Genomic DNA, 26,811 nt, shown 5'->3' with positions numbered 1-26,811 from the left:
TAAGTTAGGGTGAATCCGACTTCTAAACTCTAAACCTAAACCCTGCCTACTGTCTAGAACGAAATAGCCCTGGGTGCTTGGTAGCCCTGGGCCTGGGGTGCAAGCTGACAATTTCTCGGTGCGCTGGACGACTAATCGACCGTTTGATCGAGGAACCTATCGCTTTGTCGGCAACCACGATGACGGTTTTAAAGTGGAAGTTAATGGTCAAGCGCCCATTGACAAAATGATAGAAGTTGCAACGCTGACAAATGGCTATGGGACTTTTACTCAACCCGGTCAATATCCAGTGCAGTTGAAATATCGAGAGTATGGTGGGGGTGCAACGGCTCAACTTCGCATGGAGAAAGCTTCTGATTTTGTTGTCGCTCTTGATGATAACAATAACTCGAGCATAGAATTGCCTGATGCTTTTAATAAACATGGGGGCTACGATCGAGTTGGTGTACCGAGTAATAACGTTCATTTGTGGGGTAATGGTGTTGTCCAAGACTTTGATGGCGGGGCGAATGGTTGGGGCATCCTGATGCGGCGTCACAATACGACGGTATTCTATTATGTTTCTGGCAAAATTTGGGACGCTTACCGTAATGAGGGCGGTGCGCCCGGTTGGTTAGGTTATCCCACTAGCGATCCTTTTGAGGAAGGAGGAGTTACTCGTCAAAACTTTGAAGGGGGTCACATTACTTTCAATGGTCAAACAGCAACAGTCCACCGTCCTACTCCGCCTGTGCAGTCACAACCCGATCCCGGTTCAGGTGGAACAAACCAAAATATGGAAGCATTTTTTGGATTTGCTAAAGGTAAAGTAGGCATTACTCGCTTAGATGGTCTTTATGACTTACGGGGTCAATGTGTAACTTTGATTGCTCGATACGTTCAAGAAGTCTTTCTACCTGCTAACCAACGTACTGTTTCTCGTGCTTTTGGTCATGGAAAAGATACTGCCAGTGTAGTTGCTCGAATGCTGCCGAATAATTTCGGGCCTGCAACAAGTTCGGGCTTACCAAAACGTGGTGCAATTATTTCTTTCCCTGATATTGGGATTGTTGGTGGAGTCCGATATGGTCACGTTGGAATTGTAATGGAGTCGCGTCAACTATCTAATGGGCAACGACAAGTCAGGATTATGGATTCAAACGGTGACAATAAGGCAGTTAATAGCACTGTCAAAGAATACACCAACTGGATTAACATTCCGAACGGTACAGCCAATGGCTATGGCGCGAATATTTACTGGACGAATCCGAAATAATTCCCAGTGAAAAGCTGCGATCGCCCTTCTTTCCCTTCCTAAAATTAAGTGCGATCGCACTCCCTCATCCTTCTCAATCCAAACACTTCTGGCAAAACCCAAGCAATCTCCGATTTGTCAAGTTTTCTGAAGATTAGGCCGCGTTTCGCATAAAACTAGCGCCTTCTTCCAGATAGATAAGTGACGGTTGGTTTTTGAGTGCGACGGGCTGTCCTGAGTGCGATCGGGCGATCGACCTTTATTAATTTTTCTTAAAAAAGGGCGATCGCTCCTCGATCATCAGTTAAAAGGTCGATCGCCCTTTACTGCTTTTTCTCAAGCAAGGGCGAGATCCTTTTTGATATAAGCGATCGCCATGACAATAATTTGCTATCTCCCAGACAAAGAACGCGCAAACTCTAAAATTTGTTGCTGACGTTCATGAGACAAACGTTCAACCATCGCAGCTAATAGCTCAGATACAGACAACCAACGCCTTTCTTGCGCCTTCCAAACAACTAAAAACTGCTCGGTAGACAGAGTACACAAAGCTATCGTTTCGCCACAGCGATCGCTAAATTCTACCTCATAATTTCCATCATCATAACAATCTACTATTGCCCCTCTAACACCCTGGTGCAAATTAGATTCAGGCAATGTTACTAACAATTCGACTACATCAAATAATTCTGGCACGATCGTGCTTACCTCCGAACGAATAGTGTTACCAGTCTCGCCCCATTACTGCCCGGTTCTACGATCCAACCTGTACGGACAATCCCCTGCTGTCCCTGTGCGCCCACAATTTCCAAGTCTACAGTATAGCGCTGTCCGTGTTTGTCATTTAGTCCTAAAACTGCTTCAGCATCAAGAGTTTTAGCTGAAATCTGTGCTAACAGCAATTCATAATTTTCTTGGCTAAATCCTAAACGACGCTGAAATATTACAGCTTTATCGCTACCGACTGGATTATCTAAATTAAGAGCATACTCTGTTAATTTTCGAGGATCGATAACGAGATGGCTGACAAGTTCTTTCAGCTTCATGTTTGTTTACATAACACTAATTTTAGCACCCAACATTAAAGAGCGGCTTTGGAAACCCGATCAACTTTCAATTTTAGCTCTAACGTACAATAACTCATAACTAACAACTACCACTGTGGCCGAGAAGCCATTAAAGCAGTCGCAGCCTCGCTCGGTAAGGGCTTAGCAAAAAAATAACCCTGACCATATTCACAGCCGATCGACCTCAACCTAGCTAATTGTGCCGCCGTCTCCACACCCTCAGCAATCACATCCATACCCAAAGCGTGAGCCAGCGCCACAATCGTCCGCACGATCGCCACATTTTCCCCCTCGCTTTCGATCTCCATTCGCCCCACAAACGACTTATCAACCTTCAAAGTATCCGTAGGAAACCGACTCAAATAACTCAACGACGAATAACCCGTGCCAAAATCATCAATTCCCAAATTCACATTTAACGCTTTCATCTGCTTCAAAACTGCGATCGCCGACTCCACATCATCCATCACCACACTCTCAGTAATCTCCAGCTTCAAACTCTCGGCACTCAAACCCGTTGTTTCCAAAATCACCTTCAGGCGATCAACCAAATCCGGCTGAGCAAACTGCTTCCCAGATAAATTTACACTCATAATCAAAGCTCGATCGAAACCAAACATTTCCTCCCACAGCCGCAACTGCCGGCAAGCCTCCTCCAGCACCCACTCACCCAGCGGCACAATTGCCCCCGTTTCCTCAGCCACCGGAATAAACTTCATCGGTGGAATCAAACCCCGCAGCGGGTGTTGCCAACGCACCAAAGCCTCAAACCCGATAATCCTCCCGCTTGCCAAAGATACAAACGGCTGGTAGTGCAGCAAAAACTCCTGACGCTTGAGGGCCATCCGCAAATCTGTCTCCAACTGCAACCTCTCCACCGCCAAAGCGTGCATCGAAGCATTAAACACCTGATACCTTCCCGTTCCCAAAGCCTTCGCCCGGTACATCGCCGTGTGGGCGTCCCGCAGCAAGTGTTCCGGCTGTTCCCTGACAGTAGCAGCAGATTCGCCCCCCAGCGCAATCCCGATGCTTGCCGTCACAAATACCTCCTGCCCCTTCAACTCAAAAGGCACCATTAAAGCTTGGTGAATTCGATCGGCCAAATCCACGGCACTGTCAACATCAACATTCCTCACCAAAATCGCAAAATCGTCACCCCCCACCCGCGCCACAGTATCCCCGGAGCCAATAATAGCCCTCAACCGCAGCACCACAGCGATCAGCAGTTCATCCCCCACCAAATGACCCAAAGAATCATTAATCACCTTAAACCTGTCTAAATCCAGAAACAGCACCGCAAACAGATAGCTGCTGCGGCCCCTAGTATTGGCGATCGCCTGCCCCAAGCAATCCACGAACAAATCCCTGTTGGGCAAACCCGTTAGAGAATCGTGAAAAGCATCGTAAAGCTTCCTGTAAGCACTGACACCCAAACCAGTCACCACCAAACCCAAAGTCGGCGACACTAACGGTACCCACCCACCCCCAATAAAAATCCCATAAGTAATCCCCAACAAACCCATCAATCCCGCACCCCCAGCCAATCCGGCCCTCGCAGGATGCTGAATCCGCCAAGCCAAAACCCCGCCAACCATCGCCCAAGCACCGTTCCACAAAATTTCCGCCCATTCCGGCCACACCCAAAACAGCGATCGTCCATCCAAAACCGCACTCAATATTTGGCTGAGCATTTGCGCGTGCAGCAACACCCCCGGCATTTTCGGACTTTGCTTTTTAACCGGGCTGTAAGGCGTCAAAAACAAATCTCTGGTACTCGGTGCCGTCGTCCCGATCAACACAATCTTGTCCTTAACCCAGCTTGGGTCAATTTCTCCCTTCAATACCTGCCTGATACTGACTTGTCGCGCCACCTCCTTACCAGAACGGTATTTGAGCAGAATTTGGTAGCCTTTGGCGTCGAGATTTGCATAGCCGCCACTGTCAGAAGTTAAAGGCACAAATTCTGCCTTTCCCCAGTTGATTTGGTGGGGATGAACAGCGCTATTTTTCTGCTGTACTCTGTCTTTGAGATACAGCAAAGCCACTTGCAAAGAAAACGATAATGCAATCTTTTTGTCTGGTTGCGAGACTGAGAGCAAATTGCGGCGTACAACGCCATCAGGATCGAGCACGAAGTCGTTAAAACCAACTCGATCGGGCGGTATCCCCGGAGGCGCAGGCACTCCCGGACTTTCTGAATCGCTCAATTGGTTGATCGCCACCACATTCGGTGCTTTCAGCCCGGCCAGCAATTTTTCGTGTCCCGGCGCTTGAGGCAAATCCCGGTACAAATCCAAACCGATGACTTTTGGCTGATACTTTTGCAATTTTGCCAAGGTTTGAGCGATCGCACCGTCGGAAATCGGAAATCTCCCCAAAGCTTGAATATCGGCCTCCGAAATTCCCACCACCAGCAGTCGCGGATCGGGCCCCGAATCTGGCTGCAAGCGCACTAACGAATCAAAACTCGCCAATTCCAAGCTTTGCAGGCCTCCCAACTCCCGAACTCCCATATTCAGCAGCGTTACAGTCGCGCCCGCAAGCATTGCAGGCAAAATCCTGACCCGTCGGTTTTGAGAACTCAGGTTGAGGCTAGTTGCCACAGACATGACATATCGAAGATTTCGAGAAAATTTGGCAGTCACAGAAAAAATATGTCGGTGCAAATTAGCTTTGCACAAGTCTGTTCTTACAGAATTGAGCTTAATATGAGATTGATTGTAATTTTTTCAGAACTTGTGCCACAACCGAGTTTCTTTAAGCTAATTACTCGATTTGGCAAAGTATTTCTCGAATGGGAACCGGGTTTTTGAAGATTTGCCGACAAATCCTGTCTTTCATTCCTTGTTTCCCCAAATTCGCACAAGCGTTAAAATTTAGTCGATCGAACTTTCAGGATATTTTTGAGATTATGGCGAATCAACTTCCGATTCCGGTGATTGTTAACGGTGCTGCAGGCAAAATGGGCCGCGAAGTAATTAAGGCGATCGCCCATGCTAGTGACCTGACCTTATTTGGGGCTGTAGACCGCTCTCAGTCGTGCCTCAACGCCGATGCCGGCGAATTAGCCGGATGCGGCCCGTTAGAAGTTCCCATCACTGACGACTTGCAAGGAATGCTGGTATTAGCAGCTCAGGAAAAGCAGTTAGGGGTGATGGTAGATTTTACGCACCCTTCGTCAGTTTATGAAAACGTGCGATCGGCTATAGCTTACGGCATTCGCCCGGTAGTCGGCACTACGGGATTGAGCAGCAAGCAAATTGCAAAATTAGCTGAATTCGCTGATAAAGCGAGCACTGGGTGTTTGATCATACCCAATTTCTCGATCGGCATGGTTTTGCTCCAACAAGCCGCCGTCACGGCATCTCAGTATTTTGAACACGTAGAAATTATCGAGCTGCACCACAATCAAAAAGCCGACGCCCCCAGCGGTACGGCAATTCAAACTGCCCAAATGCTAGCAGAAATGGGAAAAACTTTCAATCCGCCAGAAGTTGAGGAAACCGAAAAATTAGCCGGAGCGCGAGGTTCAGTAGCAGATGAAGGGATTCGCATTCACAGCATCCGTTTACCCGGTTTAATTGCCCACCAAGAGGTAATTTTTGGCGGCGCCGGTCAAGTTTATACTTTACGACACGATACGAGCGATCGAGCTTGTTATATGCCAGGAGTCTTGCTGTCTATACGCAAAGTTATTGAACTGCGATCGCTCGTTTACGGCCTGGAAAAGATATTGTAGTCATTAGCCATTAGTCATTAGTCATTAGTCAACAGTCAACAGTCAACAATTCCCCAGTCATTAGTCATTAGTCAACAGTCAACAGTCATTAGTCATTAGTCATTAGTCAACAGTCATTGGTAATATGGAATTAATCTAACTTCTGACTTCTAACTTCTGATTTCTGACTTCAACATCAATCCGTTAAAACCCTTATATAATCCGCTGCCAAACAGACATCCGTTGTATCAGTTACAAAATCTGTTGCCCAACTTCCTATGCTAATTCCCTTAACCCGCCAAACCTTTCAAGAACTAATTCCCGCCGTCGCCACGGGAGTCCAATACAAATATTGCTGGGGGAAACCGCCCGATTTCTTGAGGAGAATGTTAATCTCTGCGGTTATCGTAATTCTCGTGCTGGTTGTCTACAGCTTCGTCGGTTCCGATATCGGGCCGCTAGTTTTAATCACCGGATTGATAGCTGGTTTGTACTGGCTGTGGGGGCCGATTTTGTGGGCGAGTTTGCGGAATGCAGAATGCCGCAAATATCAATACTGCGGTTTTTGGCAAGGACGAGTTTTGGATATTTACATCACAGATGAAGTCACAAGTCAAGAAGAAACAGTCAATCAAAAAGGACAACTCGTAATAATTGACAACCTAGAACCGCGCATCAACTTAGAAGTTGGCGACAAAACCGGATTTACCACTACACTTCGAGCTCCCTTGCGGAAAGAACACCAAGGAATTGTCCCCGGCCAAGCTGCTTTAATGTTAATCATGTCAAATCAAGAAGATTTAGGCAGAATTGCCAAAGTTTCAGATATTTATATTCCCAGCCGTGACGTGTGGGTGAGCGACTATCCTTATCTGCGTAGGGATTTGTTTGTCGAGATGAGCCAGCAAATTAAAAAAGGTAGGAAAAAAGACCGAGAGCGAGATAATGACAATAGAAGCACAAAAAGGCGATCGTCCGCTGATTATTAATCTGGGACTTATGCACGGGTGCGTGGGCAGAAACCGGGTTTTTGGGAGATACTTGGTTGTAGTCGCAAATTAAGGTGAAAAACCCGGTTTCTCGGAGCTCATATCAATTCCGATAATAACGGAATGAGAAGCGAGGAGACGGCAGTGCCGTTTCCCTATCGAAAATAATATTGTAGGGAAACGGCACTGCCGTCTCCTAATTTTGGCTAATAATTCCGATGCAACCGGAAATGATCTCACAGATAGAATGACTACTGACTAATAACTAATGACTAATGACTGCTGACTTCTCGATCAACTGTTCCCCTCTTGGCCGTAAGCTTGCCAAGCCAAATCCACCAGCCCGTTAACAATAGCCACAGCCACCACCGCAGAGCCCTTGCGGCCCTCAATCCGAATGTGAGGAATCATCGAATCATGCAGCCGCGACTTAGCCACGTCAACCCCTACAAACCCAGAAGGAGTCCCAATTACCAAAGCCGGTCGAATTTCCTCAGATTCAATCAAATCTACGATCGCCGACAAAGCAGTTTGAGCCTGGCCCACCACAAAAATCCCTTCAGGATAGCGTCTTGCCAAAGTTTCAATCCCCCAAGCCGCCCGCGTCCTTTCCTTTTGGGGGCGTGTCAAAGCCTCCATCGAACAGTAAACCGGATTCGCAAAGGTATTTTGGATTAGGGGCGTAATGCCCACCTGCACCATCGGCACATCTACCACGATCGTAGTCCGAGCAGCCAAAGCCGCAGCCCCAGCCTGCAAAGCCTGATCGGAAAAACTAATTAAAGACTTGTACTCAAAATCAGCAGTCGCATAAATCACGCGACGGACTATTTCGTACTCCGCCGCTGAAAAACCGTGGTCGCCAATTTCGTTATCGATTAATCCCAGACTCTGGGCATCGCTTACGTGCCATTCCATTTGTTGGATAGCTGTCGCCTGTGAGTTGTCAGGTATCAGCTTACCAGCTTTTAGTCATTCGTTGACTGTTGACTGTTGACTGTTGACTGTTGACTGTTGACTGGCAACTGCCAACTGACAACTGCCAACAAATGACTAAGTTTCCGACGACGAAGAAGATTTGCCCAACACCGGAGTCAGGAATGCCACCAAAGCTCCGATCGCAAAACCGGACACATTCCGAACCACAGGCAACCAGTCAGAAGTCCGAGTCACCACCGGCCCAAGCCCGAAAGCGAAAAACAGAATGCCCCACAGCGGCGAAAAAATCAGAGCCCACTGCCAAGCCACAACCTGTCCCGGCTTCCGAGGCTGAGCCGCAAACCCGCAGATGACGCCGCCAACCACCGACGTAATTAACGTCAGAACCCACTGTTCCCTCGGCAAACCGGGAACCACGCGGCATCCGCCCTGACGCAAACAGCCTTCTATCGACTCCAAAGATTCAATAATCGCTCGATCTTCCCCATTGTCCCGCACAAAAAATTGATTACCGTAGCGGGTTTGCAGTTCCACCCAAAAAGTGCGCGGCAGCAGCGGATACAGCGAGTCGCCCACATTAAAATTGAGCAAATTGCCCCCTCGGGGGTCAGCAACTAATAACACACTCTTGTTATCTAGCCCCCAATAACTTTTGACAGCCAAACCAGGCGTGCGATCGTACTGAGTCAGCACTCGCAATTTCCAGCCGGTTTCGGATTCAAATGCCTTTAAATTTTTTGCCAAATTTTCTTCTTCAATATCCGTAAGGGCTTTAGCTAAGTCAATGATCGGCGTCTGAGTTGACGGCAACAAATCGGGATTATTGAAAGCGTGGGCCGCAGGTGCGATCGTCCACACCGACAAAGCCAGAAAAAATGCGGCAACAGAGGCTAGAAATTTTCGCGGGAAAAGCTGTGACATAGGAACTTATAATCCGGGTCTTAATTGTGAATGCTAGCTGGCGGTCTTAACCAAAGGATAAGAGAAAACTCATATTTCTTTACAATTATTTACTTTACAGGAAGCCGAGAGCAAGGGGAAGGAAAAAATAGTTTTTGAGAAAGGGGGAGGGGGAAGGGGTGGAGGGAGAGAGGGGGAAGGCGGGAGAAATTAGCGATCAAGATCCTCAAAGGGGTGAGTAACATCGAAAATCGAAAATCCACTGCATCCCCCAATCGAAAATCTAAAATCGATTTGGTTTTGCCCCAACCCCCTCACAGAGACGCCGATCAAGATCGCTCACATTAGGATTAGTTCTCAGATAATCTCCCACCCAGTCACAGCCCCTCACCAGCAAATCGTCAAGATCCAAATTCCATAAAATCACCCGATTATCCCGGCCTGCAGAAGCCAGAACCTTCCCATCCGGGCTAAAATTCACACTCATCACGCTATCCTTGTGACCCGTCAAAGTTTTTAGCAAAGTCCCGCTGCGGCTCCACAGTTTCACCTTATGATCGTAACTGCCCGAAGCAACCAACAAACCATCCGGGCTAAAAGCAACGCTAGTCACGCTGTCGCTAGAACCCTTCAGCAGCGTCGCCACCAAAGTCCCATCTACCTTCCACAATTTCACCGAATTGTCGTAACCAGCCGAAGCCAGCATTTTGCCATCAGGGCTAAAAGCCACCCCCAACACAAAACTGTTGTGAGCTCCTTCAAAAGTTCTTAGCAAACGACCGTCGCGATTCCAGAGTTTGAGAGTACCATCATCGCTTGCAGAAGCCAGCATCGAGCCGTCGGGACTGAAAGTCACCCCAGTCACCCAGCCTGTGTGTCCCGTCAAAGTCTTAATCAACCTGCCGTTTCTAGTCCAGAGTTTCACACTCTTATCCTTGCTCGCCGAAGCCAGAACCTCGCTGTCGGGGCTAAAACTCACGCTCATCACGCTGTCGGCGTGGCCGTCGAGAGTGAACAGCACAGAAGGCGAACACGGGAATAGCGGAGCCGAAGGACAAGGGAGAATATTATTCATGCCATCTTCTGTCAAACTCCACACCTTCACCGTTTTGTCGTAACTCCCAGAAGCAAGTAGCTGGCCGTCGGGGCTGAAACTGACGCTGGCGACTCTCTGAGTGTGTCCTTCCAAGGTTTCCAGCAAAACCCCCGTGCGGCTCCAGAGTTTGATAGTGTTGTCCGTAGAAGCAGAAGCCAGCCTTTGGCCGTCGGGGCTAAAAGTAACGCCTTGCACCCGGTTTTGGTGTCCGTCGAGAGTTTTGAGCGGCACGTCATCGAGTCGCCACAGCCTGACAGTTTTGTCAAAACTTGCCGAAGCCAAGGTTTTGCCTTCCGGGCTAAAACTCACCTGAGTAACTCGATCGGCGTGTCCCTCAAAAGTTCTCAGTAAGCGACTCTCTGGTTTAATACTGCTAGCATCGGTTGGGCGTTTGTCGCCAACACCAGCAAGACTCCAGAGTTTGACAGTCCCGTCTGCACTTCCAGAAGCAAGTGTTTGACCGTCGGGAGAGAAACTGACACCAAATACCCACTTGCTGTGTCCCCGCAAAGTTGTTAGCAGTTCACCTTTTTTGGCTGGTGTGGAATTTTCTGTTGGTGGGCGTTTGAGTGCAGCGATGCTCCAGATTTTCACCGTTTTATCTTCACCCGCACTGGCGATCGTTTCACCATCGGGGGAGAAACTGACGGTGTAAATTTTCGAGGGTTGTCTGTTTTCGCTGTGCCATAAATTAGCGATTAACTTACCGTCAGAACTCCACAGTTTCACAGTACCGTCATCGCTCGCCACAGCGATTATTTTGCCGTCGCGGCTGAAGCTTAGCCAATTTACGGGAGCAAATTGTTCGATCGTTCGCAACAGCGTGCCGTCGGTTTTCCAAAGTTTGATAGTTTTGTCTGTAGAGCCACTGGCGATCGTTTGACCGTCAGAACTAAAAGCAACGCTGGTAACGCTATTAGTATGGCCTTTGAAAGTTGCCACCAAACTGCCGTCAGTTTGCCAAATCTTGACAGTTTTATCTAAACTTGCCGAGGCTATGGTTTTATTGTCTGGACTGAACGCCACACAGGAGACACTATTAGTATGGTCTTTAAAAGTTGCCAGCAAACTGCCATCGCGCCGCCAAAGTTTTACTGTTTTATCTACACTGGAAGAAGCTATTGTTTCGCCGTCTGGACTGAAGCTAAGGCCCCAAACTACATCGCCGTGTCCTTCCAAGCGGTTGCGTTCTTTGACTCCATAAACTGCCTGCTGGAGGGCAGCAGAAATCAGAATTTCGGTGTCTTTGAGAGTATACATTTGTTGGGAGTGTTCGATCTGTTTCCACTTTTTACCAGCTCTCAAACTTTCCATCATGGCGTCAAATTTGTTGTTTGAGAAATAAAGTGCTTCAGAAGCTGCTGTCAGGGTACTGATTTCAGCTCGCTGAGTTTGAGCGACAGCTAGCTGTTTTTGACCAACTGCCCGCCACCAAAAATTTACGGCGGCGATGGTGGAACTGGTTAGCAGCATGACGCCTATCACTGCTACTCCCAGCAGTTGTTTGAGAAAAGTATTGGCTCGGTAGAGCTGTGCTTGACTCATTTTTTTGTCTGCTTCTGCTTTGTGCAGCCTGGCTTCTAAGCCGAATCTTTGGCGGATTGGTCGCACTAAATAGTCGTGTACCAATTGATAGCGGTCTTCGGGCGCTTCCCGTAGCAGAAATAGCAAACCATGACCAACTAAAATGTCTAAAATTAAGTCGAGGTTGTCGGTTTTATTTTGTCGGTTTTCAGAGTCTTTTGCGAACTGTCGGTGTAAGGGAATTCGATTTCTGCCGATCGCCGATAATTCAGTTTCGCGGGCATCGGCTGGCTGCGGGCCTGTAACTAACGAGAGTTCGTGTTTGGTTTTTATCAGGCGAACGCCTCTTTCATCTGTCAAGGAAAACAAGATTTTCCAAGCTGCGTCTTCGTTAACCAGACCACAGTCAGAGATGACTCTTTCGAGCGATCGCTTCACTAATTCCGCTTTGGGATTGTCCCCCAATTGCTGGTATTGTGCTAGACTGGTAATACCTTCTTCTTGCAGTTGCGCTCCTACTACCTGCAATTCGATTGGTCGCACTTCTTGCAGTTCGTCTGCTAAATCTTCTACGAAGGCATCGATCAGTGCCGGCTCTAAATAAAATTCCGCCCGTTCTGTTAAGTGTCCGATGACAGCCCGCGCGTCTTTGATAGAAAAACTCCGCAGTTGGTAGCGGATACTTTTGTCGAGAATATTATTGTTAATAGCGTCAAGATTTGGGAAGCGATCGCAATCTAGTAAGTAGTGCAAATAATCTTCGCGCAAGCACAGAATGATCTTGACATAAGGCAAGTTCAAAAACAAACGCAAGAAATTATAAAAAAGTTGTCTTTGTGCCACTGAAGTTGAAACAAAGAAAAACTCTTCAAATTGATCGAAAATCAGCACAGTCAACAAATTATTTGTGGCATTTTCGCGTAACTGATCTATAATAAAAGAAGAGACTTCCGAGCTGCGAGCAGGAATAACAGAGCAACTTTTTTTGGGGATTTCCTGTAGTCCTTTCGAGATTAATTTACTTTCCTCTTCGGCTTGTTTGTCGTACAGTGCGCTGTTCAAAGCATTTTCTAACTCCACCAGCCAGTCGGTGTAAACTTTGACTACTACGGGCAATGTATCCCGCGCGCCCGGAGTAATATTTTTCAAAGCTGGTACTAAGCCGGCATTGACGAGAGAACTTTTCCCGACTCCACTGGGCCCATGAATAATAGTTAATTTATGGTCGTCCCTGCTAATTCTTTCTAGCAAGCTATTGATATCTGTTTGGCGCGAGTAAGCTGTCATGGACGCTGCAATGGCAGCTTGGTTTTGAGCTGAGGGACCTGAAGGATTGACGGCTTGGCGCTGCTGCTGCAATTGGCTGGCTCCGATAAAAGCTCTAAATCCGTATTGATATTCGATCGACCGCTGGGTTTTTTTAATCCGAAACGCTTTAAGATACTCTCCCTGCTCGAAATAAACCGCTTGCAGTTCCGTCAAAATATCGATGTAAAGTCGGGGGTCGTACTTCGGCTCGCTTTGAGATTGAGCCAACTCCAAAGAATGAACCGCCGCTTCCCACTGGCCTAGCTGCCGCAAACTTCGGGCTAAAAGTAAAAGATACGAACTCCTGTCGGATTTGGGATGTTGGATTTTAGATTTGGGTTCGTTACTTGACTCGTTAGGGCCCAGAAATTCAGGATAATTTCCCTCAAACCCCAATCTCAAATCTTCAATCAGCAATCTCAAATCATTAGGCGTTTGATCCAAAATCGCCAAAGCCAACTCGGCTAGCTGGCGGGCTTGACTCCACCTCGACTGTTGCAAGGCAACTTCAGCCAAAAAGCCGTAATCTTGAGCTAATTGGCTGGGAGTACCGTAAGTGAAGTGCAACTGCAAAGAATTTTCAGCTAATGCTTGCAACTCTCCCCAAGCTTTCAGGCGCTGCAGCACTTCTCCGAGGTGTGCTGTCACCTCAGCTACCAATTCGGGGCGTGAGGCAAGGGAGAAAGCGTTTCTAGATTGTTCCAGGCTAATCCAAGCTTCTTCCCAGTGCTGGCGGTTGGCTACCGGGTTTCTGGCTGCTTGCAAGCGGTGACACAGGGCTATGTGAAACAGCACTATGCCTTCTCTCTCTAAAAATAAAATTTTGGGGACAGGCTTCGACAAGGAGGAGAAGGTTTCTGGGTTTTCGGAATGTTCCAAGTTTGCCAGTTCCCAGTTGCCCGTTTTCTGCTGCCAAAATAGTAAACTTTCTTGGTAGTGAATTAAGGCAGTTTCGGTTTGGTCGCTGACATAGTAATCTCGACCGAGAACGAATTGCAGGCTGGCTTTGAGGGCGGGTTCTAATTCTTCACCGCGATTTTGTAAATCTCTTAAAGCTAATTCGAGTTCTCGGCGTGGCAAAGAGCCGATCGCCAAATCGAAGGTATTGCCCGGACTCAATGGCGAATACGAGTGGACATCTGATTGTCGTCGGTTTTGGGGCCCTGAGTTAAAAGTTAGAAAGCGTTCTCCAGAGCTGATTTCGCGCTCCAGGCCGCGTTTTTCGCACGGGGTTTCGCAGGTCTCACAATTAGCTATGCTGCTGACGTTGCTGCTGGCGAGTTCTTGATTGAGTTCGCCTATTTTAAATATAGTATCGGCCCGCTTAGCGAGGAAATTAATTAATTCGTCAACGCCCATTTCAAATTTAATTGTGGCGGCGGCCCAACTTTTGAAATCCGGGGCCAGACGAATCATTTTGGTCACGATGTCATCTGTTACCCACAAAATCACTGGGCAGGAAAAATTTTTGCGAAATTCGTCTCGCACTTGATTGGTAGAAGCCATCAGTTCGTCGATCGCTACTACTGTTTCTAAACCGAATACCATCAAAGCCGACGCGGTACCGACAGGGGAGTACCCCTCCTGGAAAGTGCTTGCCTGCAGGGTAGTGTAGAGAGTTTTAACTGAAGGTGGCAGAACGATATCTTGAATTGGAACTGGGGACACTTCTCGCAGGCGCTGCGCTATTTGCTGCCGCAACTGCTCATAGTTGCAGCGCACCAAAATTAGCGAGAATTGGTGTTGAGACATTGTGATTGACCTGACCAGAGTTTTGAGCGAGCGCTCGTTGTAGTTGGCAGTTTCTTGTACCTTAATTAGATCGGTCATGCGTGCACCTCTTTTGCATTAATCAATTACCTAACGCTCGCCAATCGTGACTGAAAGCGTATCTACTTAGACATAGCCGTCTCTGTTTGACGCTTTATCTCTGTATAAATACGTAGTTTTTCGTACTTGTCCTGTCAATACTTACATAGTTATTAGAGCCAATGTAAAGATATCATACCTCTCAATCTCAGAGAATGCTAGACTTGCGAATAAAAATTTAAGGTTGTCTTAGATTTTTTGATTCAGCTATATATAAAGGACTACAGATCATAAATAGCCAACCGCTAAATTTATGCTCATCGCGACTACTAGCTATTAGTAAACAACTCCGATATATCTGTAGCAGGCATTTAGCATAACAGAAAAAAAATGTCCTCCAAGATGGGATTATGTGAAATTAAGAGCAACAGGTAAAAATAGACATAGGGGCTCTGACATTGCAGATATGAGAGTTGAGAGTGGGCAAAGTCTTTAGTGGCGGCAAAGTTTTACACGACAATAACATTCACCGCCTATAGCCAGCATTCAACAGAAATCAGCCAGTGGCAAAAACCGCTGACTGATTTCTGTATTGGATTGTAAGATTTCGGAGTTGTGAGCGATCAATTTTCAGTTAAATACTTTCTAAGTCCCTCGTGGTTAAGGGTTCTTAGAGTCGCGAAGCCATCTCAAAAATCCCAACTATTTTGGTTCACGGCGCTGTAACCACTCCTTATATTTTCTGGTTTCTGCTAGGGCTGGATTAATTCCAAACCAACGACCTTCTTGATCGCGGTATTCAAAGACAAACATACTTCGCAACAAGATTTGAGACTCTTCTTCGCCGGTTACACTTTGTCGGTTGACGACTTGAAACAGCAATTCCCATTCCATGTCATTGATGGCTCCCAAAAGGTCATCGCGATATTCTTGAATGACGCTTTCGAGGCATCCGCGAGAGAAGGGAGGGTCTTCGTGCTGTAAACAGCTATACAAAAGCATCAGTAGATTGCGAACGTGACCGCCGCTGATCCGGCAAAGGCGGTCTAAAGTTTTGGGAGAGTCAAACACCTGGGAAATCAAATCAATGCGTTGATGGGGAGCAACTGCGGGGAAAGCTCTAGCTAATACTAGCTGGCGCAGCAGTGCCATTCCTTCAATGTGGTCGTCGCCCGATCGCACTTGCACTGGTACCATCGGCATCACCTTGGGCTTGACTCCAAATCGACTGGCGAGGCGGCCGAAATCGTTGGAAAAAATCAAAGTCAAGGGAATCGTGTAGACAACATGGCAATTAAGTTTTTTCAACTGTTCGCCGCGGTCTAAAAACAAGTATTCTGGCTGGGTGCGTCCGCTGGGTTTGAGGGATGCGTCGAGGCGATCGAGGTTGTCAACAATGACTGCGAGCCCTTTTTTCCCTTGCTGCTTAAGTTCGGCGTTAGCTTTGTTGAGAAGTTCTTCGTTGATCGACTGCAAAATGCTGTTGGTGCGGGGTTCGAGATATTGCCTGAGTTGCGATCGCAGTTTGGGAGAGTCTTTAGTTTTAGCAGTAACTCTAGCAATGCCTACAGATAACTCGGCTTCCGCTGACAAATCGATGGGAGTCTGTAAAAATTCTGCCACTTCTGCAAACAGATTGCTGAAATAGCTCGGTCTGAGTTTGATTTTAGCCGATTCCATAGTTTCGCTGACTTGGCGCGCAATGCTCAGCAAAATATCGCTGATGTCTACATCACCCATGTCTAAGTCTTGGGAAGACTCGAAGTAGACGACGCAAAAACCCTCTTGCTCTAACTCAGCTTTCAGCCGAAACAATTCCGTAGATTTGCCACAGCCGATATGTCCTGTAAATAGTTGACAGGTTGGCTCGTTGGGGGAGATGCGGGTAATGGTTCGCTGTAAAGATTCAATGATTTTGCCGCCACGCACGGAACCAAAATCAATGTAGTATTGATAATCCCCTGGGTCTCCCGCAACAAGGGTCTTGCTCGGGTTGCAGGCTTTATAGAATCTGTCTAATTCGAGTGCGATCACAATTGAAGCCGAATAAAAGTTAAAAAATTTAATCGAAAGTCTAAACTTTCTTTGCCTGAGTTTAGTTTGATTTGTAACCTTTTGCACTGTGGGGTAATGCCCTAAATACCCAAAGAACCTGGAGCTGGTAAGGGGTTTTCCCGGCGCTGGAATTGGAAATTCTTAATTAAAACTTTGGAATTACCTAGCGGGATCAGTGATATTACTGATCTTGGCAGGAGTCTGGGTAAATTTGCGGGAATCTGGTTAAATGGTAGGGGAAAACAGGGTTCAAGATAGAGAGAGATTAAACAGTTTGGAATTTGTGCTAATCCTTAATTACTATATTGTCAAGACGTAGATGGCTAGTTTTGGAGCGGTTTCTCAAACAGAGTTAGGGCGCAGGCGCCAAAAGTTGCGGCAGCAGAGGCGCGCTCGATTGGCGGCTGTTGTGTGGCAAATGCTGGCAGCGAGCGCCATGGCTGGAGGTTTGCTGTGGTGGATTGCTCAGCCGGCTTGGTTAATTGCCCGATCGGAACAAGTGAAGGTGGAGGGCAATCAGTGGCTGTCAGATAAGGCGGTGCGGTCTTTGGTGCCGCTGTCTTACCCGCAGTCGCTGTGGGGGATTCAACCGCAGGCCCTGGCCGAAAAGCTGGAGTCAACGGGGCCGATAGCTAAAGCTAAGGTGACTCGTAACTTGTTTCCGCCGAGTTTGACTATAGAAGTGGCAGAACGACTGCCGGTGGCGGTAGCTCAACCGACTGCGGTGTTGAGATCGAACAGCGACAAGGAAAAAGTGGGGTGGCTGGACGCTCGCGGAGGTTGGATGCCGTCGGATAGTTATACTGCTGTACGATCGCAGAATAGTTCGATCGGGCCCGGCAGCATTCCGGGAACACAGCCTCAGCGTTCTTTGCCGACTTTAAAAGTCATCGGGCCTTTGGAACAGTACCGCGCCTCTTGGCAGAAGTTTTACCAAGGACTCAGCGGCTTGACGGTGAAAGTGTTTGAGATTAATTGGCAAAACCCGAACAACTTGATCTTGAAAACAGAGATCGGTACCGTACACTTAGGGCCCTACAGTTCCAAGACTGCGGAGCAACTTAAGGTTTTAGACCGAATGCGACAATTGCCAAAACAGCTAGATTCAAGCAAAATAGCCTACATTGACTTGAAAAATCCTGCTTCGCCGATCGTCCATTTGCCAGAACTCCCCCCCAGTTTGGAGAGTTCCACTCCCGCACCCACTCGCGCCCAGAATTGATTTTCTGTCAACAGAAGCTAGAAGGTATCGATCGATAGGCAGAATTGTTGCCCACCAGGATCGATACGCAGGGCTTCAAATCAGCACAGTTTTTGGATAGCGCTCCGCGTCTGGGGCTAGTATCCATTTTTTTTCCTTCTGCCTTGCTTACAATTGCCTTAATCCGGTCAAGTACCTGGAGGGCGTCAAGCGAGGTCTGGGCTAGCGAGGCCGGCAAAATCCGAGATTGCTAACATTAAGCATCGATCAGTGTTAGTTTTTCACGCAACTTAGCCTATAGTTGATTGTGAATTGGCGTTTAGTTAAAAAGCTGTAATCTACTATCCCCGACTCTAATGAAGCTTAATAATAGACAGGGGTCTGACCAAGACAGTCCCCCTTCGGAAGAAGTAAAAAATTTTCCGGTGGCTGCAGATTCCGCCAATCCCTTTAGACGCAAGTCTGGTTATGTAAATGTAGATAGTATTGATATCGATCCTATGGTCAATCCCAAAGACATAATGCCCAGCAGTGCTGCCAAAATCAAAGTAATTGGCGTCGGCGGCGGTGGGGGCAACGCCGTTAACCGGATGATTGCCAGCGAGGTTTCTGGTGTCGAGTTTTGGTGTGTGAATACAGATTCCCAAGCTCTGGTTCTCTCAAATGCTCCGAAACGCTTGCAAGTCGGACAGAAGTTGACGCGCGGTTTGGGGGCAGGGGGCAATCCGGCGATTGGTCAAAAGGCTGCGGAGGAATCTCGCGACGAGGTTGCTAATGCTCTGAATCATGCGGATTTGGTATTTATCACAGCCGGCATGGGCGGCGGTACGGGTACGGGCGCGGCTCCGATTGTGGCTGAGGTGGCTAAGGAAATGGGCGCCTTGACTGTGGGCATAGTGACGCGGCCTTTTACGTTTGAGGGACGGCGACGCACCAGCCAAGCTGAGGAAGGAATCGCGGCTTTGCAAACGCGCGTGGATACGCTGATCGTAATTCCTAACGACAAGCTGCTGTCTGTGATTTCGGAACAAATGCCGGTACAAGAGGCTTTTCGAGTTGCTGATGATATCCTGCGCCAAGGGGTTCAGGGTATTTCTGACATTATTACTATTCCCGGTTTGGTGAATGTTGACTTTGCTGACGTGCGGGCAGTAATGGCTGATGCGGGTTCGGCTTTGATGGGCATCGGTGTGGGTTCTGGCAAGTCGCGGGCTAGGGAGGCTGCGATGCAGGCTATTTCTTCGCCTCTGCTGGAAGCTTCGTCTATTGAGGGCGCTAGAGGTGTGGTGTTTAACATCACTGGCGGTACTGACATGACGCTGCACGAGGTGAATGCGGCGGCTGAGACGATTTACGAGGTTGTCGATCCGAATGCCAATATTATTTTTGGAGCGGTGATTGACGAGCGGCTTCAGGGCGAAATTAAGATTACTGTGATCGCTACTGGTTTTTCGGGAGAAATTCCGGCGCCTCCGACTCCGGGGCGGACGCAAAATGTTAATGCTCCTTGGCGGGCTGCAACTGCGCCGACAACTCCTGCTCAACAGACGCCTGATCCGAAAGCGAAACCGCCGCAGGATTTGGGATTGGATATTCCTGAGTTTTTGCGTAACCGTCGCCCACCAAGATGATTTTAGATTTTAGATTTTAGATTGGGGATTTTGGGATTTTAGATTGGGGATTTTGGATTTTAGATTGGGGATTTGGCATTGAATCTCCAATCTCCCATCTAAAAAATCGAAAATATCGAGCATCTAAAATCTAAAATCTAAAAAATCTAAAATCTAAAATCTAAAAAATCTAAAATCTAAAATCTAAAATCTAAAATTTCCAGGGTTTGGCCTGGTTCGGGTTCGAGGAGTTGGGTGGAGAGGCCGGATTTTGCTAGTAAATCGCGAAATTCGGGAATGCTGCCGATCGATCGCACTAACATTGGTAAAATGCCTGTGGCTCGGATGTCTCCCGTCGCTGTAGGCAGAAAAAACCGAGGTTTCAGTGTTTGGGCGAGGCGGAGGGCTTCATCTGGCCCGATGATGACTTGTCCGAGGAATGGGAAGATTTGACCGATGACTGGGGCGATCGCTACGTCTACTGTGTCTATTTTCTGTTTGACTTTTTCTAATGGTGGCAGGTGCGGTTCGTAATAAAGTGTCTCACCACTGCTTAAATCTTTGAGCAAATAGCCGTTTTCTTCTTGTCCGGGTCCGATTTCGGCTCCGGGTACGGCAGTAATTTGTAACTTTTCTTTAAAATTTAACTCTTGCCAATTTGCTAAAGATGTGATATTAGTGTAGCCTAAACTGCTGAGGACTTTGGCTGCGGTGGGTGAGGCGATCGCGGGAATTGTGCGATCAAGCTGTTCGAGTGTTGGTCTGTGACAGTGGTCGTCTAATCCTTGGGAAATTAGGATGAGGTCGATCGGCGGTAAGGTGCTGGGAGTGAAGGTGACGGGGGTGTTGTGGTAGGCGGTGAACAGCCAGGGTTGACCGTAAAATACGAGGGGATCGACTAGCCAGGGATCGACGAGGATGGTTTGGCCTGAAATGTGGAAGATCCAAGAGTTGAGGTCTATTCGGGTGATTTGCACTGTTGTTTGCAATAATTCTTTACATTTGTTTTAATCATAGCTAATTTTGTTGGGGAATTTTTAACCGCAGATGAGGGCGGATGAGCGCTGATGAACGCGGATAAGATGGGATTTGTCTGGAGAAAATTGGCGTTTATCTGCGGTTGAAATAAGATGATTAAATCGAAGATTCCTGTGGCTTTGACTGTGGCGGGTTCGGATAGTGGCGGCGGGGCGGGAATTCAGGCCGATTTGCGGACTTTTGCGTTTCACTGTGTGCACGGTACGAGTGCTCTGACTTGCGTGACGGCTCAAAATACTTTGGGGGTGATGCGAGTTGATGCTTTGTCTGCGGAGGCTGTGGCGGCTCAAATTGAGGCGGTGGTTGGGGATATTGGGGTGCACGCTGTGAAAACTGGGATGCTGCTGAATCGGGAAATTATGGTGGCGGTGGCTTCACAGGTGGAAGGTTTGGGAATAGGGAATTTGGTTGTCGATCCGGTGATGGTTTCACGATCGGGCGATCGATTGATTGATGAGGGGGCGATCGCATTTTTGCGGGATGTTTTGATTCCAATGGCTGCTGTCGTGACTCCGAATCGGTTTGAGGCTCAGATTTTGAGCGGTTTGGAGATTGTTTCTCTAGACGATATGCGATCGGCGGCGCAGCAGATTTACCGTTTGGGCGCAAAAGCTGTTTTGGTGAAGGGCGGCGGGATGAAGGGGGATTTGCGGGGAATTGATGTTTGGTTTGATGGTACGCGGTTGGATGTGTTGAAGACTGAGACTGTTGATACTGGGAATACTCACGGGACTGGTTGTACTTTGAGTGCTGCGATCGCCGCTAATTTAGCATTAGGTAAGGATTTATTTACAGCGGTGACATTGGCTAAGGATTATGTGACTACTGCTCTCAAATATGCTTTGGATATTGGGGAAGGTCAAGGCCCAGTAGGGCATTTTTTCCCCCTGTTACTCAAGTAGGAAGTTATTTGTTACTTGTTATTTGTTTGGGGCTGCTTAACAGTCAACAGCCAACAGTCAACAGTCAACAAACCGTTAATTTCTTAATTTTTCAGGCGATAAAGCGATCGCCACCAAGTCTTCGATTTTCTTAATATTCGGATCGCCGGCCAAATAACCAATCCCTCGGTGCAAGTGCAGGCGAAACTGTTTGGCTAGAGTTTCTTTTTCTGTGCCTAAATTATCTTGGTGACAGCGCTGCTTGAGGGCAATTATCAGGATATCTGCCATGTCGCCGCCGAAGACATCCCAGCTTAATTCGACGTTGCTGTCGCTGGGAATTGGTACTGGCGATGGGATGCTGGGCTCGGCGAGCGATCGGCAAAATCCCCACCTGCATAGAATATTCCACTGATCGATTTTGGTCGATCGTTTCAGTTTTGATAGTTGGTCTTTGCCTGTTTGGGAGAGGCGGATGCGATCAACTGGTGGTTCCATAGGTTTAAAATTTTTTGGTGTATTGTAAAAAGTGTTAATCTTGAAAAAGCAAAGCCTCTAGATAACTAGAAATAATTAACATTTTTTTACACGGCGTGACTTGATTAAATCGGTTTTTTTTGGTATTGTGATTGTAGTAGGATTTATCCTTAATAATGGGATGGTGGGAAAAATAAATTTTTCGCAACCATCCCATTATGCTATATATACTACCGCAACTCCCTAGCAAAGTCAAGGGGGTTGCGGCTATTTTTTAGCGCGAATTTTTATTCCCAGAAGTAACCTTTTTCGACGGTGGTTTGGTGTTTGGCGGAGTCGTATTTGAGGAGGTAGCTGTGGGCGATCGCCTCTAATTCTTGGAGTTTTTCGTATTCTACTTTGCTAATTTCGGTGTCGGTAGAAAGCAGGATGACTTGGTGGCTGGCCGAGGGGAAATACCGTTCGACTAGGTTGTTTCTGTGGGAGGAGTCGAGGCGGCCCAAGGGAGTGTCGATCGCCACTGGCAATTGTCTCCCGGATACTCTAGCCAATCCCCACAAAAAGGCGATCGCCAGCAATTGTTTTTCCCCGGCTGAAAGTCGGTGTTTGGGTACCGGTTTGCCTTCTGGATCGTAAATGGAAAGGCTAAATGTTTGAGTGTCGATCGCAACTCTGTGCACGAGGTCGGTTTTGTGCAACAGGTAGCGGAAACAGTCGGTAATTTCTATTTCGAGTTTATTGAGTTTTTTGAGGGTGAGTTTTTCTTTAAAGAGTTTCAGGGTGGCTTGGGCTTTGGCGATGGAGGCGATGACGTGTTGGCTGTTTCTGATGGTAATGTATTCGCTGCTGTAGCTTTCTAGTTCTTTTTGGGTTTTGGCTAATTCTCTGTCTAATTCGTCTATGCGGCGGTTAGCTGATTCTAAGTCTGCGGCTGCGTTTGCAACTGCTTTTTGGGCATTTTTAACTGCCAATTCTAGTTTCTCGTAGGCTTCGGGGGAAGCGGCGGCTGCGAGTTGTCTGTCTGTAAAGTCGATTTCTGCTTCAATGCTTTTGATTTCTTCTATTTGGTCGCGGGCTTGAATTTGCTGGGCTTTGATTTGGTAGCTAAGGAGGTTTTCTAGTTGCTGGATGCTGTTGTTGTCGGCGTTCATCCAGGGCGGGGCGTCTGTTCCGGCTTGCTGTTCTAGTTCTTGGTTTTCTTGGCGGATGAAGTCTTGAATTTTATCTAGCTGTTGGGGATTTAAGGAGATTTCTGCGATATAGTTGAGAAGGCGATCGCTTCTTTGTTTGATAACATTTTGGGCAATCTTTGCTTGCTGCTGGCTGGCTTCTGTTTCTGCTTGAATTTTTGCTTCGCTTAGCAAGGGCGAAATTAGGGCTAGTGGTAGCGTATTTGATGCCAATTCCATCATGGATTGACGGGTTTTGTCTGCCTGATTTCTGTAGTCGTTTAGCTTGCTGTCTAGCTGACTGCGATCGGCGGCAATTTTTCCGCCTTCATAAATAAACTTTTCTGAGGCTTGTTGCTGATTTTTTTGAGCTTTATTTAATTCGTTTTTAAAGCTGGCTTGTTCTTGCTTAGCTAAGTCTATTTTATCATTAATTTCCTTAAAAGTTTGTTCGATTTTCTCTAAAGCAGCCAAGTCTTTTTTGCCAGCAATTTCTTTCCGCTTGCGGCCGGCTAATATTTCTAAATCGACCGCGAGGCGTTCTGCAAGTTCCAAACCTAAAAGAGATTTAATCGCCCCGACGACAAACTCCGGCGGTGTTTCGAGTTCGGCGAGTTCTTTTACTTGTTCGCCGTCAAACAAAAATAGGTTGGATATTCCGACGGGCAAAAGGGTTTCGATGTATTCGTCCCAGGTGTTAGTAATCGCTTTGTCAGACCACCAATCGCTGACTACTTCGCTGTATATGAGAATGCTTAAGTTGTCTTTGGTATCGTTTTTTGTCCAGTATCTAACAATTTTGAATTGAGATAATTTGTCATCTTGGACTTGTTCAAATGTTAGTTCGACGCGGGTATCTTCTAATGTGGGAGTGTGGCGGTTGACGCATTGATTGAGAAAGTCGCTGTAGCTTAAATTGCCTCTGGTGGAACATTGGGCGCGGCCACCGTAGAGGGCGAGGCGAATGGCGTCCATGAGGGTGGTTTTGCCGCCGCCATTCATGCCGCCAAATAAAATGACTGGGCAGGGATTTCCGTCTTTTTCGGGGCGGAGATTGATGGTTTGGGTGCCTGCATAGGGGCCGAAGTTTTTGAGGACGAGTTCGAGGAATTGCATTGTAGATGTAGATGTTGTTGGTTGGTGGGGGGGCGGTTAGCAGCGGATTTTGTAGCGGATTTAACGGATGGGTGGTTGGTGGGCGGCGGTTATTGGCAAGGGATTTGGTAGCGGATGTAACGGATGGGTGGTTGGTGGGGTGGTGGTTAGCAGCGGATGTAACGGATGGGTGGTTGGTGGGCGGCGATTAGCAGCGGATTTGGTAATCACCCACTAATCATCCGTTACATCCGTTACAAAATCCGTTGCTAACCGTCCCCCCCTTGCTACCAATCAATCACATCGGTTGAATCTTCCTCTTGGTTCCGGGGTCTAATGCTGGGAGGTAAGGGGAGTTCCGCATCTGTTTCTTCATAGGTTCCTGAACTTCCTCTTGTCCAACCCCTGCCACTTGTTTTGGGCGTCCACAAGTATGGTTGAATGTGTTTCTGCCAACCTTGTACAGATTTTGGTGGGAGGATGCGGTGATATTCTAATTTGCTGCGTCCAAAGTTTATAAATAAACCTACTTGCGCTCCTGTAGCTGCTACGTAAGCTATTATTTGAGCTTTATCTTTATCGGTCATTGGATAATTTACGGCTTTATCCTCTACTACAATACCTTCATTCACCCAATGGTCTAGATAAAGGATTCCCATCCAAACTTCACCGTCGTAAATTTGTCTGGGATACTCCATTTCTGTTGTTAAACCGGATTCTATCATTTCAGCATCAAAGGCTCTTTGGTAATGTTTTTCTCTTAAACCTTTTTGCGTCCTCCGGTGTACTCTCATTGCACAGCCGATGATGCTGTATGTAAGCTCCTGATGGGGAATATTAGGATTAATCATGGTCGTAAAAATTTTGTAATTTAAACGATGAGGGTTGGGTAATAATGAGGTTAGTTGACAGCCTATTGTATCCGATCGCTCGGCGGGGTAGCTGTCAACAAGTTTGGGTTTAACCGCAGGCTAGCGCGTGCTATTCGCTTGGTTTTTCCTCTCCTGAATTTGGCGGTGAAAATTTGATATCCGCCCAAGACAACTGTCTGCTTTGATTGCTATTGCTTTCCAGTTCTTCTTTAAGTTTGGCAATATCAACGGTATCGTTTTTGGCGGAACTGTTGGTTTGGGCGATCGCATCTTTGAATTGCTGAATGTTTTCCGTCGGATTTGCTTTGATATCTTCCACCGCTTTTTTTAAATTGCGTTGATAGTGGGCGTTGCCAATTGCTTCTTCCTTCGATCGCGAACTGGTTTCAAAGCATTTGTCCAAATCGCCGTAAATGCCTGTACGGCGGGGCTTCGTGTAGTATTGGCGTTCTGTATCCAGGAGTTTTGCCATCAATTCGAGGTGCATTTTATCCTCGCTGCAAATCTCTTCGATCGCAGTCCATTCATCGCTACCGAGGAGTTTTCTTTCAGCGGCGGGACGGGAATCTTCAAAAGGTTCGCCCGTAACTTCTTCGTAAATCCGGGGTAAAGAGTCGTCGAATTCGTGCTTTTCTTCCAGCCAAATGCGGCGGATTTCGCTAAGTTCTTCTGGGGTAATTAAGGTGATGTCGCGCATTTCTAGGGGTGCGGTTTTGCGGATTTGGGTTTGTGCTTCCAAGACTCGTCTCAGCCAGTGTTCTCGCCAGAATTTGGTGTAGGGCCCTGGGATGGGTTCGACGGAGGTTGTGTCGTCGCCCATGTTGCGTTCAAACAGTTCTACTCTACCGTAGATGCGGCGGAAGTCTCTTTTATCGCGATCGTTTTTAATGTCTAATTCGTTGCGAATATCGAGAAGAGGCTGCATCCATTCTTTTTCCTCATCGTTTTGAATCATTGCCTCCATAGATTTATCTTGGCTTACCATTGTGCAAACCCAGCAGCCAAAGCGAGAACTGCCGCAGCTAGGGGTAGAAGTATCGACAACTAAAGGACATTCATTGTCGGCTGTTGCACCTCGATACATGGTAAATAAATCTTTGTTGCTATTTTCCCAAGGATTAGCCCACTGATTTAGATAAATCCAGACTTCATCAGTTCGCCAATCTTCTATCGGACTATAAATTAGGGAATTAGGCAGACTAGGACTCTGATAAAGCAGAGATTTAATCGAACTAGAATTATTATTTAGACGGTCACTCATGCGACCTATTTCATGTTTCTCCATTGAAACCGCGCGTTTAATGCTTTCAGCTTTGCGAGTACCCAATATCAGAATCACTTCTCCATTGATTCTCACCATATCACGAACAAAGCGATTAGAGGGAAGGATTTTCAGGCGTTCAGTACACCAGCGAAATCCATGTCTCGGTGCTGGGTAGCCTTTTCCCATCAAGTTTACCCAGAAAGTATCTTTGACATCTGGATAAAGCATATAAGGTTCTATTGGTAGCTGTTGCTCTATAGCAGCAGACTTCATCTGTTTTAATGACTGACGTACCCAAGTAGAAACTATCGGGTTTTCTACAAGTGTATCTGTTGTGATTACATAGATTTTTTTTATTCTTTTTTCAGGTGGCAATTCTGCTATCGCATACCAGATAAGCTGCACTACCGTAGTGCTGTCTTTTCCGCCGGAATATCCTAAAACCCAAGGTATATCATCTAAACAATATAACTCTTTAATTTCTTTACTTAATTTTTCTATTTCTGCCACTAACTCACTAACACTACGGGGTGGAAAGAGTGGTATTTTCATTGTTTCTGTCATG

The 26,811-nt window shown here is 47.2% G+C and carries 19 protein-coding genes; 7 read left to right on the top strand and 12 right to left on the bottom strand.

Going from position 1 to position 26,811, the window contains the following annotated elements; genetic code table 11:
- The first annotated feature begins 73 nt into the window (after positions 1-73).
- Positions 74-1,255, top strand: a complete 1,182-nt coding sequence (locus QUB44_RS19065) for a CHAP domain-containing protein (RefSeq protein WP_333369853.1) — start codon at positions 74-76, stop codon at positions 1,253-1,255.
- 369 nt (positions 1,256-1,624) lie between these two features.
- Here QUB44_RS19065 and QUB44_RS19060 read toward each other — a convergent pair whose 3' ends face one another.
- From QUB44_RS19060 to QUB44_RS19050, 3 genes are all read right to left on the bottom strand, one after another.
- Complete coding sequence (locus QUB44_RS19060; protein ID WP_333369852.1) at positions 1,625-1,930, bottom strand: DUF4926 domain-containing protein; 306 nt, start codon at positions 1,928-1,930, stop codon at positions 1,625-1,627.
- 8 nt (positions 1,931-1,938) lie between these two features.
- Positions 1,939-2,280 (bottom strand): DUF6883 domain-containing protein, encoded by a 342-nt coding sequence (locus tag QUB44_RS19055; RefSeq protein ID WP_333369851.1) that lies wholly within the window; start codon positions 2,278-2,280, stop codon positions 1,939-1,941.
- A 107-nt stretch (positions 2,281-2,387) separates the two neighbouring features.
- Positions 2,388-4,910, bottom strand: a complete 2,523-nt coding sequence (locus tag QUB44_RS19050) for an EAL domain-containing protein (protein WP_333369850.1) — start codon at positions 4,908-4,910, stop codon at positions 2,388-2,390.
- A 302-nt stretch (positions 4,911-5,212) separates the two neighbouring features.
- On the opposite strand from QUB44_RS19050, the gene dapB reads away from it, so the two are divergent.
- Positions 5,213-6,040, top strand: a complete 828-nt coding sequence (gene dapB, locus QUB44_RS19045) for a 4-hydroxy-tetrahydrodipicolinate reductase (RefSeq protein ID WP_333369849.1) — start codon at positions 5,213-5,215, stop codon at positions 6,038-6,040.
- Positions 6,041-6,297: 257 nt separating this feature from the next.
- A complete protein-coding gene (locus QUB44_RS19040; protein WP_333369848.1) occupies positions 6,298-7,008 on the top strand; it encodes a phosphate ABC transporter permease in 711 nt (236 codons plus the stop codon).
- A 294-nt stretch (positions 7,009-7,302) separates the two neighbouring features.
- Here QUB44_RS19040 and QUB44_RS19035 read toward each other — a convergent pair whose 3' ends face one another.
- From QUB44_RS19035 to QUB44_RS19020, 4 genes are all read right to left on the bottom strand, one after another.
- The gene (locus tag QUB44_RS19035) at positions 7,303-7,926 is read right to left on the bottom strand and encodes a precorrin-8X methylmutase (protein ID WP_006632961.1); all 624 of its coding nucleotides are present in this window, start codon (positions 7,924-7,926) and stop codon (positions 7,303-7,305) included.
- A 135-nt stretch (positions 7,927-8,061) separates the two neighbouring features.
- Positions 8,062-8,868, bottom strand: coding sequence for a TPM domain-containing protein (locus tag QUB44_RS19030; RefSeq protein ID WP_333369847.1), 807 nt, complete (start codon positions 8,866-8,868; stop codon positions 8,062-8,064).
- 262 nt (positions 8,869-9,130) lie between these two features.
- Positions 9,131-14,605 (bottom strand): WD40 domain-containing protein, encoded by a 5,475-nt coding sequence (locus QUB44_RS19025; RefSeq protein WP_333369846.1) that lies wholly within the window; start codon positions 14,603-14,605, stop codon positions 9,131-9,133.
- A gap of 681 nt (positions 14,606-15,286) precedes the next feature.
- Positions 15,287-16,618 carry a P-loop NTPase fold protein gene (locus tag QUB44_RS19020; RefSeq protein WP_333369845.1) on the bottom strand — a complete coding sequence of 444 codons (1,332 nt, stop codon included), beginning with the start codon at positions 16,616-16,618 and terminating at the stop codon, positions 15,287-15,289.
- Positions 16,619-16,958: 340 nt separating this feature from the next.
- Here QUB44_RS19020 and QUB44_RS19015 point away from each other — a divergent pair, with 340 nt between their 5' ends.
- Together QUB44_RS19015 and ftsZ are read left to right on the top strand one after the other, a co-directional pair.
- Positions 16,959-17,861: an FtsQ-type POTRA domain-containing protein gene (locus tag QUB44_RS19015; protein ID WP_333369844.1), complete on the top strand. Its 903-nt coding sequence runs from the start codon at positions 16,959-16,961 to the stop codon at positions 17,859-17,861.
- Between the two features lie 335 nt (positions 17,862-18,196).
- Positions 18,197-19,471: a cell division protein FtsZ gene (gene ftsZ / locus QUB44_RS19010; protein WP_333163293.1), complete on the top strand. Its 1,275-nt coding sequence runs from the start codon at positions 18,197-18,199 to the stop codon at positions 19,469-19,471.
- Between the two features lie 176 nt (positions 19,472-19,647).
- Here ftsZ and QUB44_RS19005 read toward each other — a convergent pair whose 3' ends face one another.
- On the bottom strand, positions 19,648-20,427 hold the full coding sequence (locus tag QUB44_RS19005; RefSeq protein ID WP_333369843.1) for an MBL fold metallo-hydrolase: 780 nt from the start codon (positions 20,425-20,427) through the stop codon (positions 19,648-19,650).
- A gap of 153 nt (positions 20,428-20,580) precedes the next feature.
- Between QUB44_RS19005 and thiD the strand changes: the two genes are divergently transcribed.
- Positions 20,581-21,390, top strand: a complete 810-nt coding sequence (gene thiD, locus QUB44_RS19000; RefSeq protein WP_333369842.1) for a bifunctional hydroxymethylpyrimidine kinase/phosphomethylpyrimidine kinase — start codon at positions 20,581-20,583, stop codon at positions 21,388-21,390.
- Positions 21,391-21,465: 75 nt separating this feature from the next.
- Here the strand turns inward: thiD and dndE are convergent, their stop codons facing one another.
- Both dndE and dndD read right to left on the bottom strand, forming a co-directional pair.
- Positions 21,466-21,867 (bottom strand): DNA sulfur modification protein DndE, encoded by a 402-nt coding sequence (gene dndE, locus QUB44_RS18995; protein WP_190660605.1) that lies wholly within the window; start codon positions 21,865-21,867, stop codon positions 21,466-21,468.
- Positions 21,868-22,133: 266 nt separating this feature from the next.
- Complete coding sequence (gene dndD, locus QUB44_RS18990) at positions 22,134-24,131, bottom strand: DNA sulfur modification protein DndD (protein ID WP_333369841.1); 1,998 nt, start codon at positions 24,129-24,131, stop codon at positions 22,134-22,136.
- 11 nt (positions 24,132-24,142) lie between these two features.
- On the opposite strand from dndD, the gene QUB44_RS18985 reads away from it, so the two are divergent.
- Positions 24,143-24,322 carry a hypothetical protein gene (locus QUB44_RS18985; RefSeq protein ID WP_333369840.1) on the top strand — a complete coding sequence of 60 codons (180 nt, stop codon included), beginning with the start codon at positions 24,143-24,145 and terminating at the stop codon, positions 24,320-24,322.
- A 75-nt stretch (positions 24,323-24,397) separates the two neighbouring features.
- Here QUB44_RS18985 and QUB44_RS18980 read toward each other — a convergent pair whose 3' ends face one another.
- Positions 24,398-24,961 (bottom strand): GxxExxY protein, encoded by a 564-nt coding sequence (locus tag QUB44_RS18980; RefSeq protein ID WP_333369839.1) that lies wholly within the window; start codon positions 24,959-24,961, stop codon positions 24,398-24,400.
- A gap of 130 nt (positions 24,962-25,091) precedes the next feature.
- Complete coding sequence (gene dndC / locus QUB44_RS18975) at positions 25,092-26,810, bottom strand: DNA phosphorothioation system sulfurtransferase DndC (RefSeq protein ID WP_333369838.1); 1,719 nt, start codon at positions 26,808-26,810, stop codon at positions 25,092-25,094.
- Between the last annotated feature and the right edge of the window lies 1 nt (position 26,811).

Source organism: Microcoleus sp. AT3-D2 (genome assembly GCF_036705715.1).
Classification (GTDB): domain Bacteria; phylum Cyanobacteriota; class Cyanobacteriia; order Cyanobacteriales; family Microcoleaceae; genus Microcoleus.
The sequence above is the reverse complement of the archived record's forward strand: the minus strand, read 5'-3'. Positions and strand labels throughout refer to the sequence as shown.

What these genes read in the sequence shown, in the direction of transcription:
- QUB44_RS19055 (WP_333369851.1), bottom strand. Translation starts at nt 2,280, where the DNA reads ATGAAGCTGAAAGAACTTGTCAGCCATCTCGTTATCGATCCTCGAAAA.
- QUB44_RS19050 (WP_333369850.1), bottom strand. Translation starts at nt 4,910, where the DNA reads ATGTCTGTGGCAACTAGCCTCAACCTGAGTTCTCAAAACCGACGGGTC.
- dapB (WP_333369849.1), top strand. Translation starts at nt 5,213, where the DNA reads ATGGCGAATCAACTTCCGATTCCGGTGATTGTTAACGGTGCTGCAGGC.
- QUB44_RS19040 (WP_333369848.1), top strand. Translation starts at nt 6,298, where the DNA reads ATGCTAATTCCCTTAACCCGCCAAACCTTTCAAGAACTAATTCCCGCC.
- QUB44_RS19035 (WP_006632961.1), bottom strand. Translation starts at nt 7,926, where the DNA reads ATGGAATGGCACGTAAGCGATGCCCAGAGTCTGGGATTAATCGATAAC.
- QUB44_RS19030 (WP_333369847.1), bottom strand. Translation starts at nt 8,868, where the DNA reads ATGTCACAGCTTTTCCCGCGAAAATTTCTAGCCTCTGTTGCCGCATTT.
- QUB44_RS19025 (WP_333369846.1), bottom strand. Translation starts at nt 14,605, where the DNA reads ATGACCGATCTAATTAAGGTACAAGAAACTGCCAACTACAACGAGCGC.
- QUB44_RS19015 (WP_333369844.1), top strand. Translation starts at nt 16,959, where the DNA reads ATGGCTAGTTTTGGAGCGGTTTCTCAAACAGAGTTAGGGCGCAGGCGC.
- ftsZ (WP_333163293.1), top strand. Translation starts at nt 18,197, where the DNA reads ATGAAGCTTAATAATAGACAGGGGTCTGACCAAGACAGTCCCCCTTCG.
- thiD (WP_333369842.1), top strand. Translation starts at nt 20,581, where the DNA reads ATGATTAAATCGAAGATTCCTGTGGCTTTGACTGTGGCGGGTTCGGAT.
- dndE (WP_190660605.1), bottom strand. Translation starts at nt 21,867, where the DNA reads ATGGAACCACCAGTTGATCGCATCCGCCTCTCCCAAACAGGCAAAGAC.
- dndD (WP_333369841.1), bottom strand. Translation starts at nt 24,131, where the DNA reads ATGCAATTCCTCGAACTCGTCCTCAAAAACTTCGGCCCCTATGCAGGC.
- QUB44_RS18985 (WP_333369840.1), top strand. Translation starts at nt 24,143, where the DNA reads ATGTTGTTGGTTGGTGGGGGGGCGGTTAGCAGCGGATTTTGTAGCGGA.
- QUB44_RS18980 (WP_333369839.1), bottom strand. Translation starts at nt 24,961, where the DNA reads ATGATTAATCCTAATATTCCCCATCAGGAGCTTACATACAGCATCATC.
- dndC (WP_333369838.1), bottom strand. Translation starts at nt 26,810, where the DNA reads ATGACAGAAACAATGAAAATACCACTCTTTCCACCCCGTAGTGTTAGT.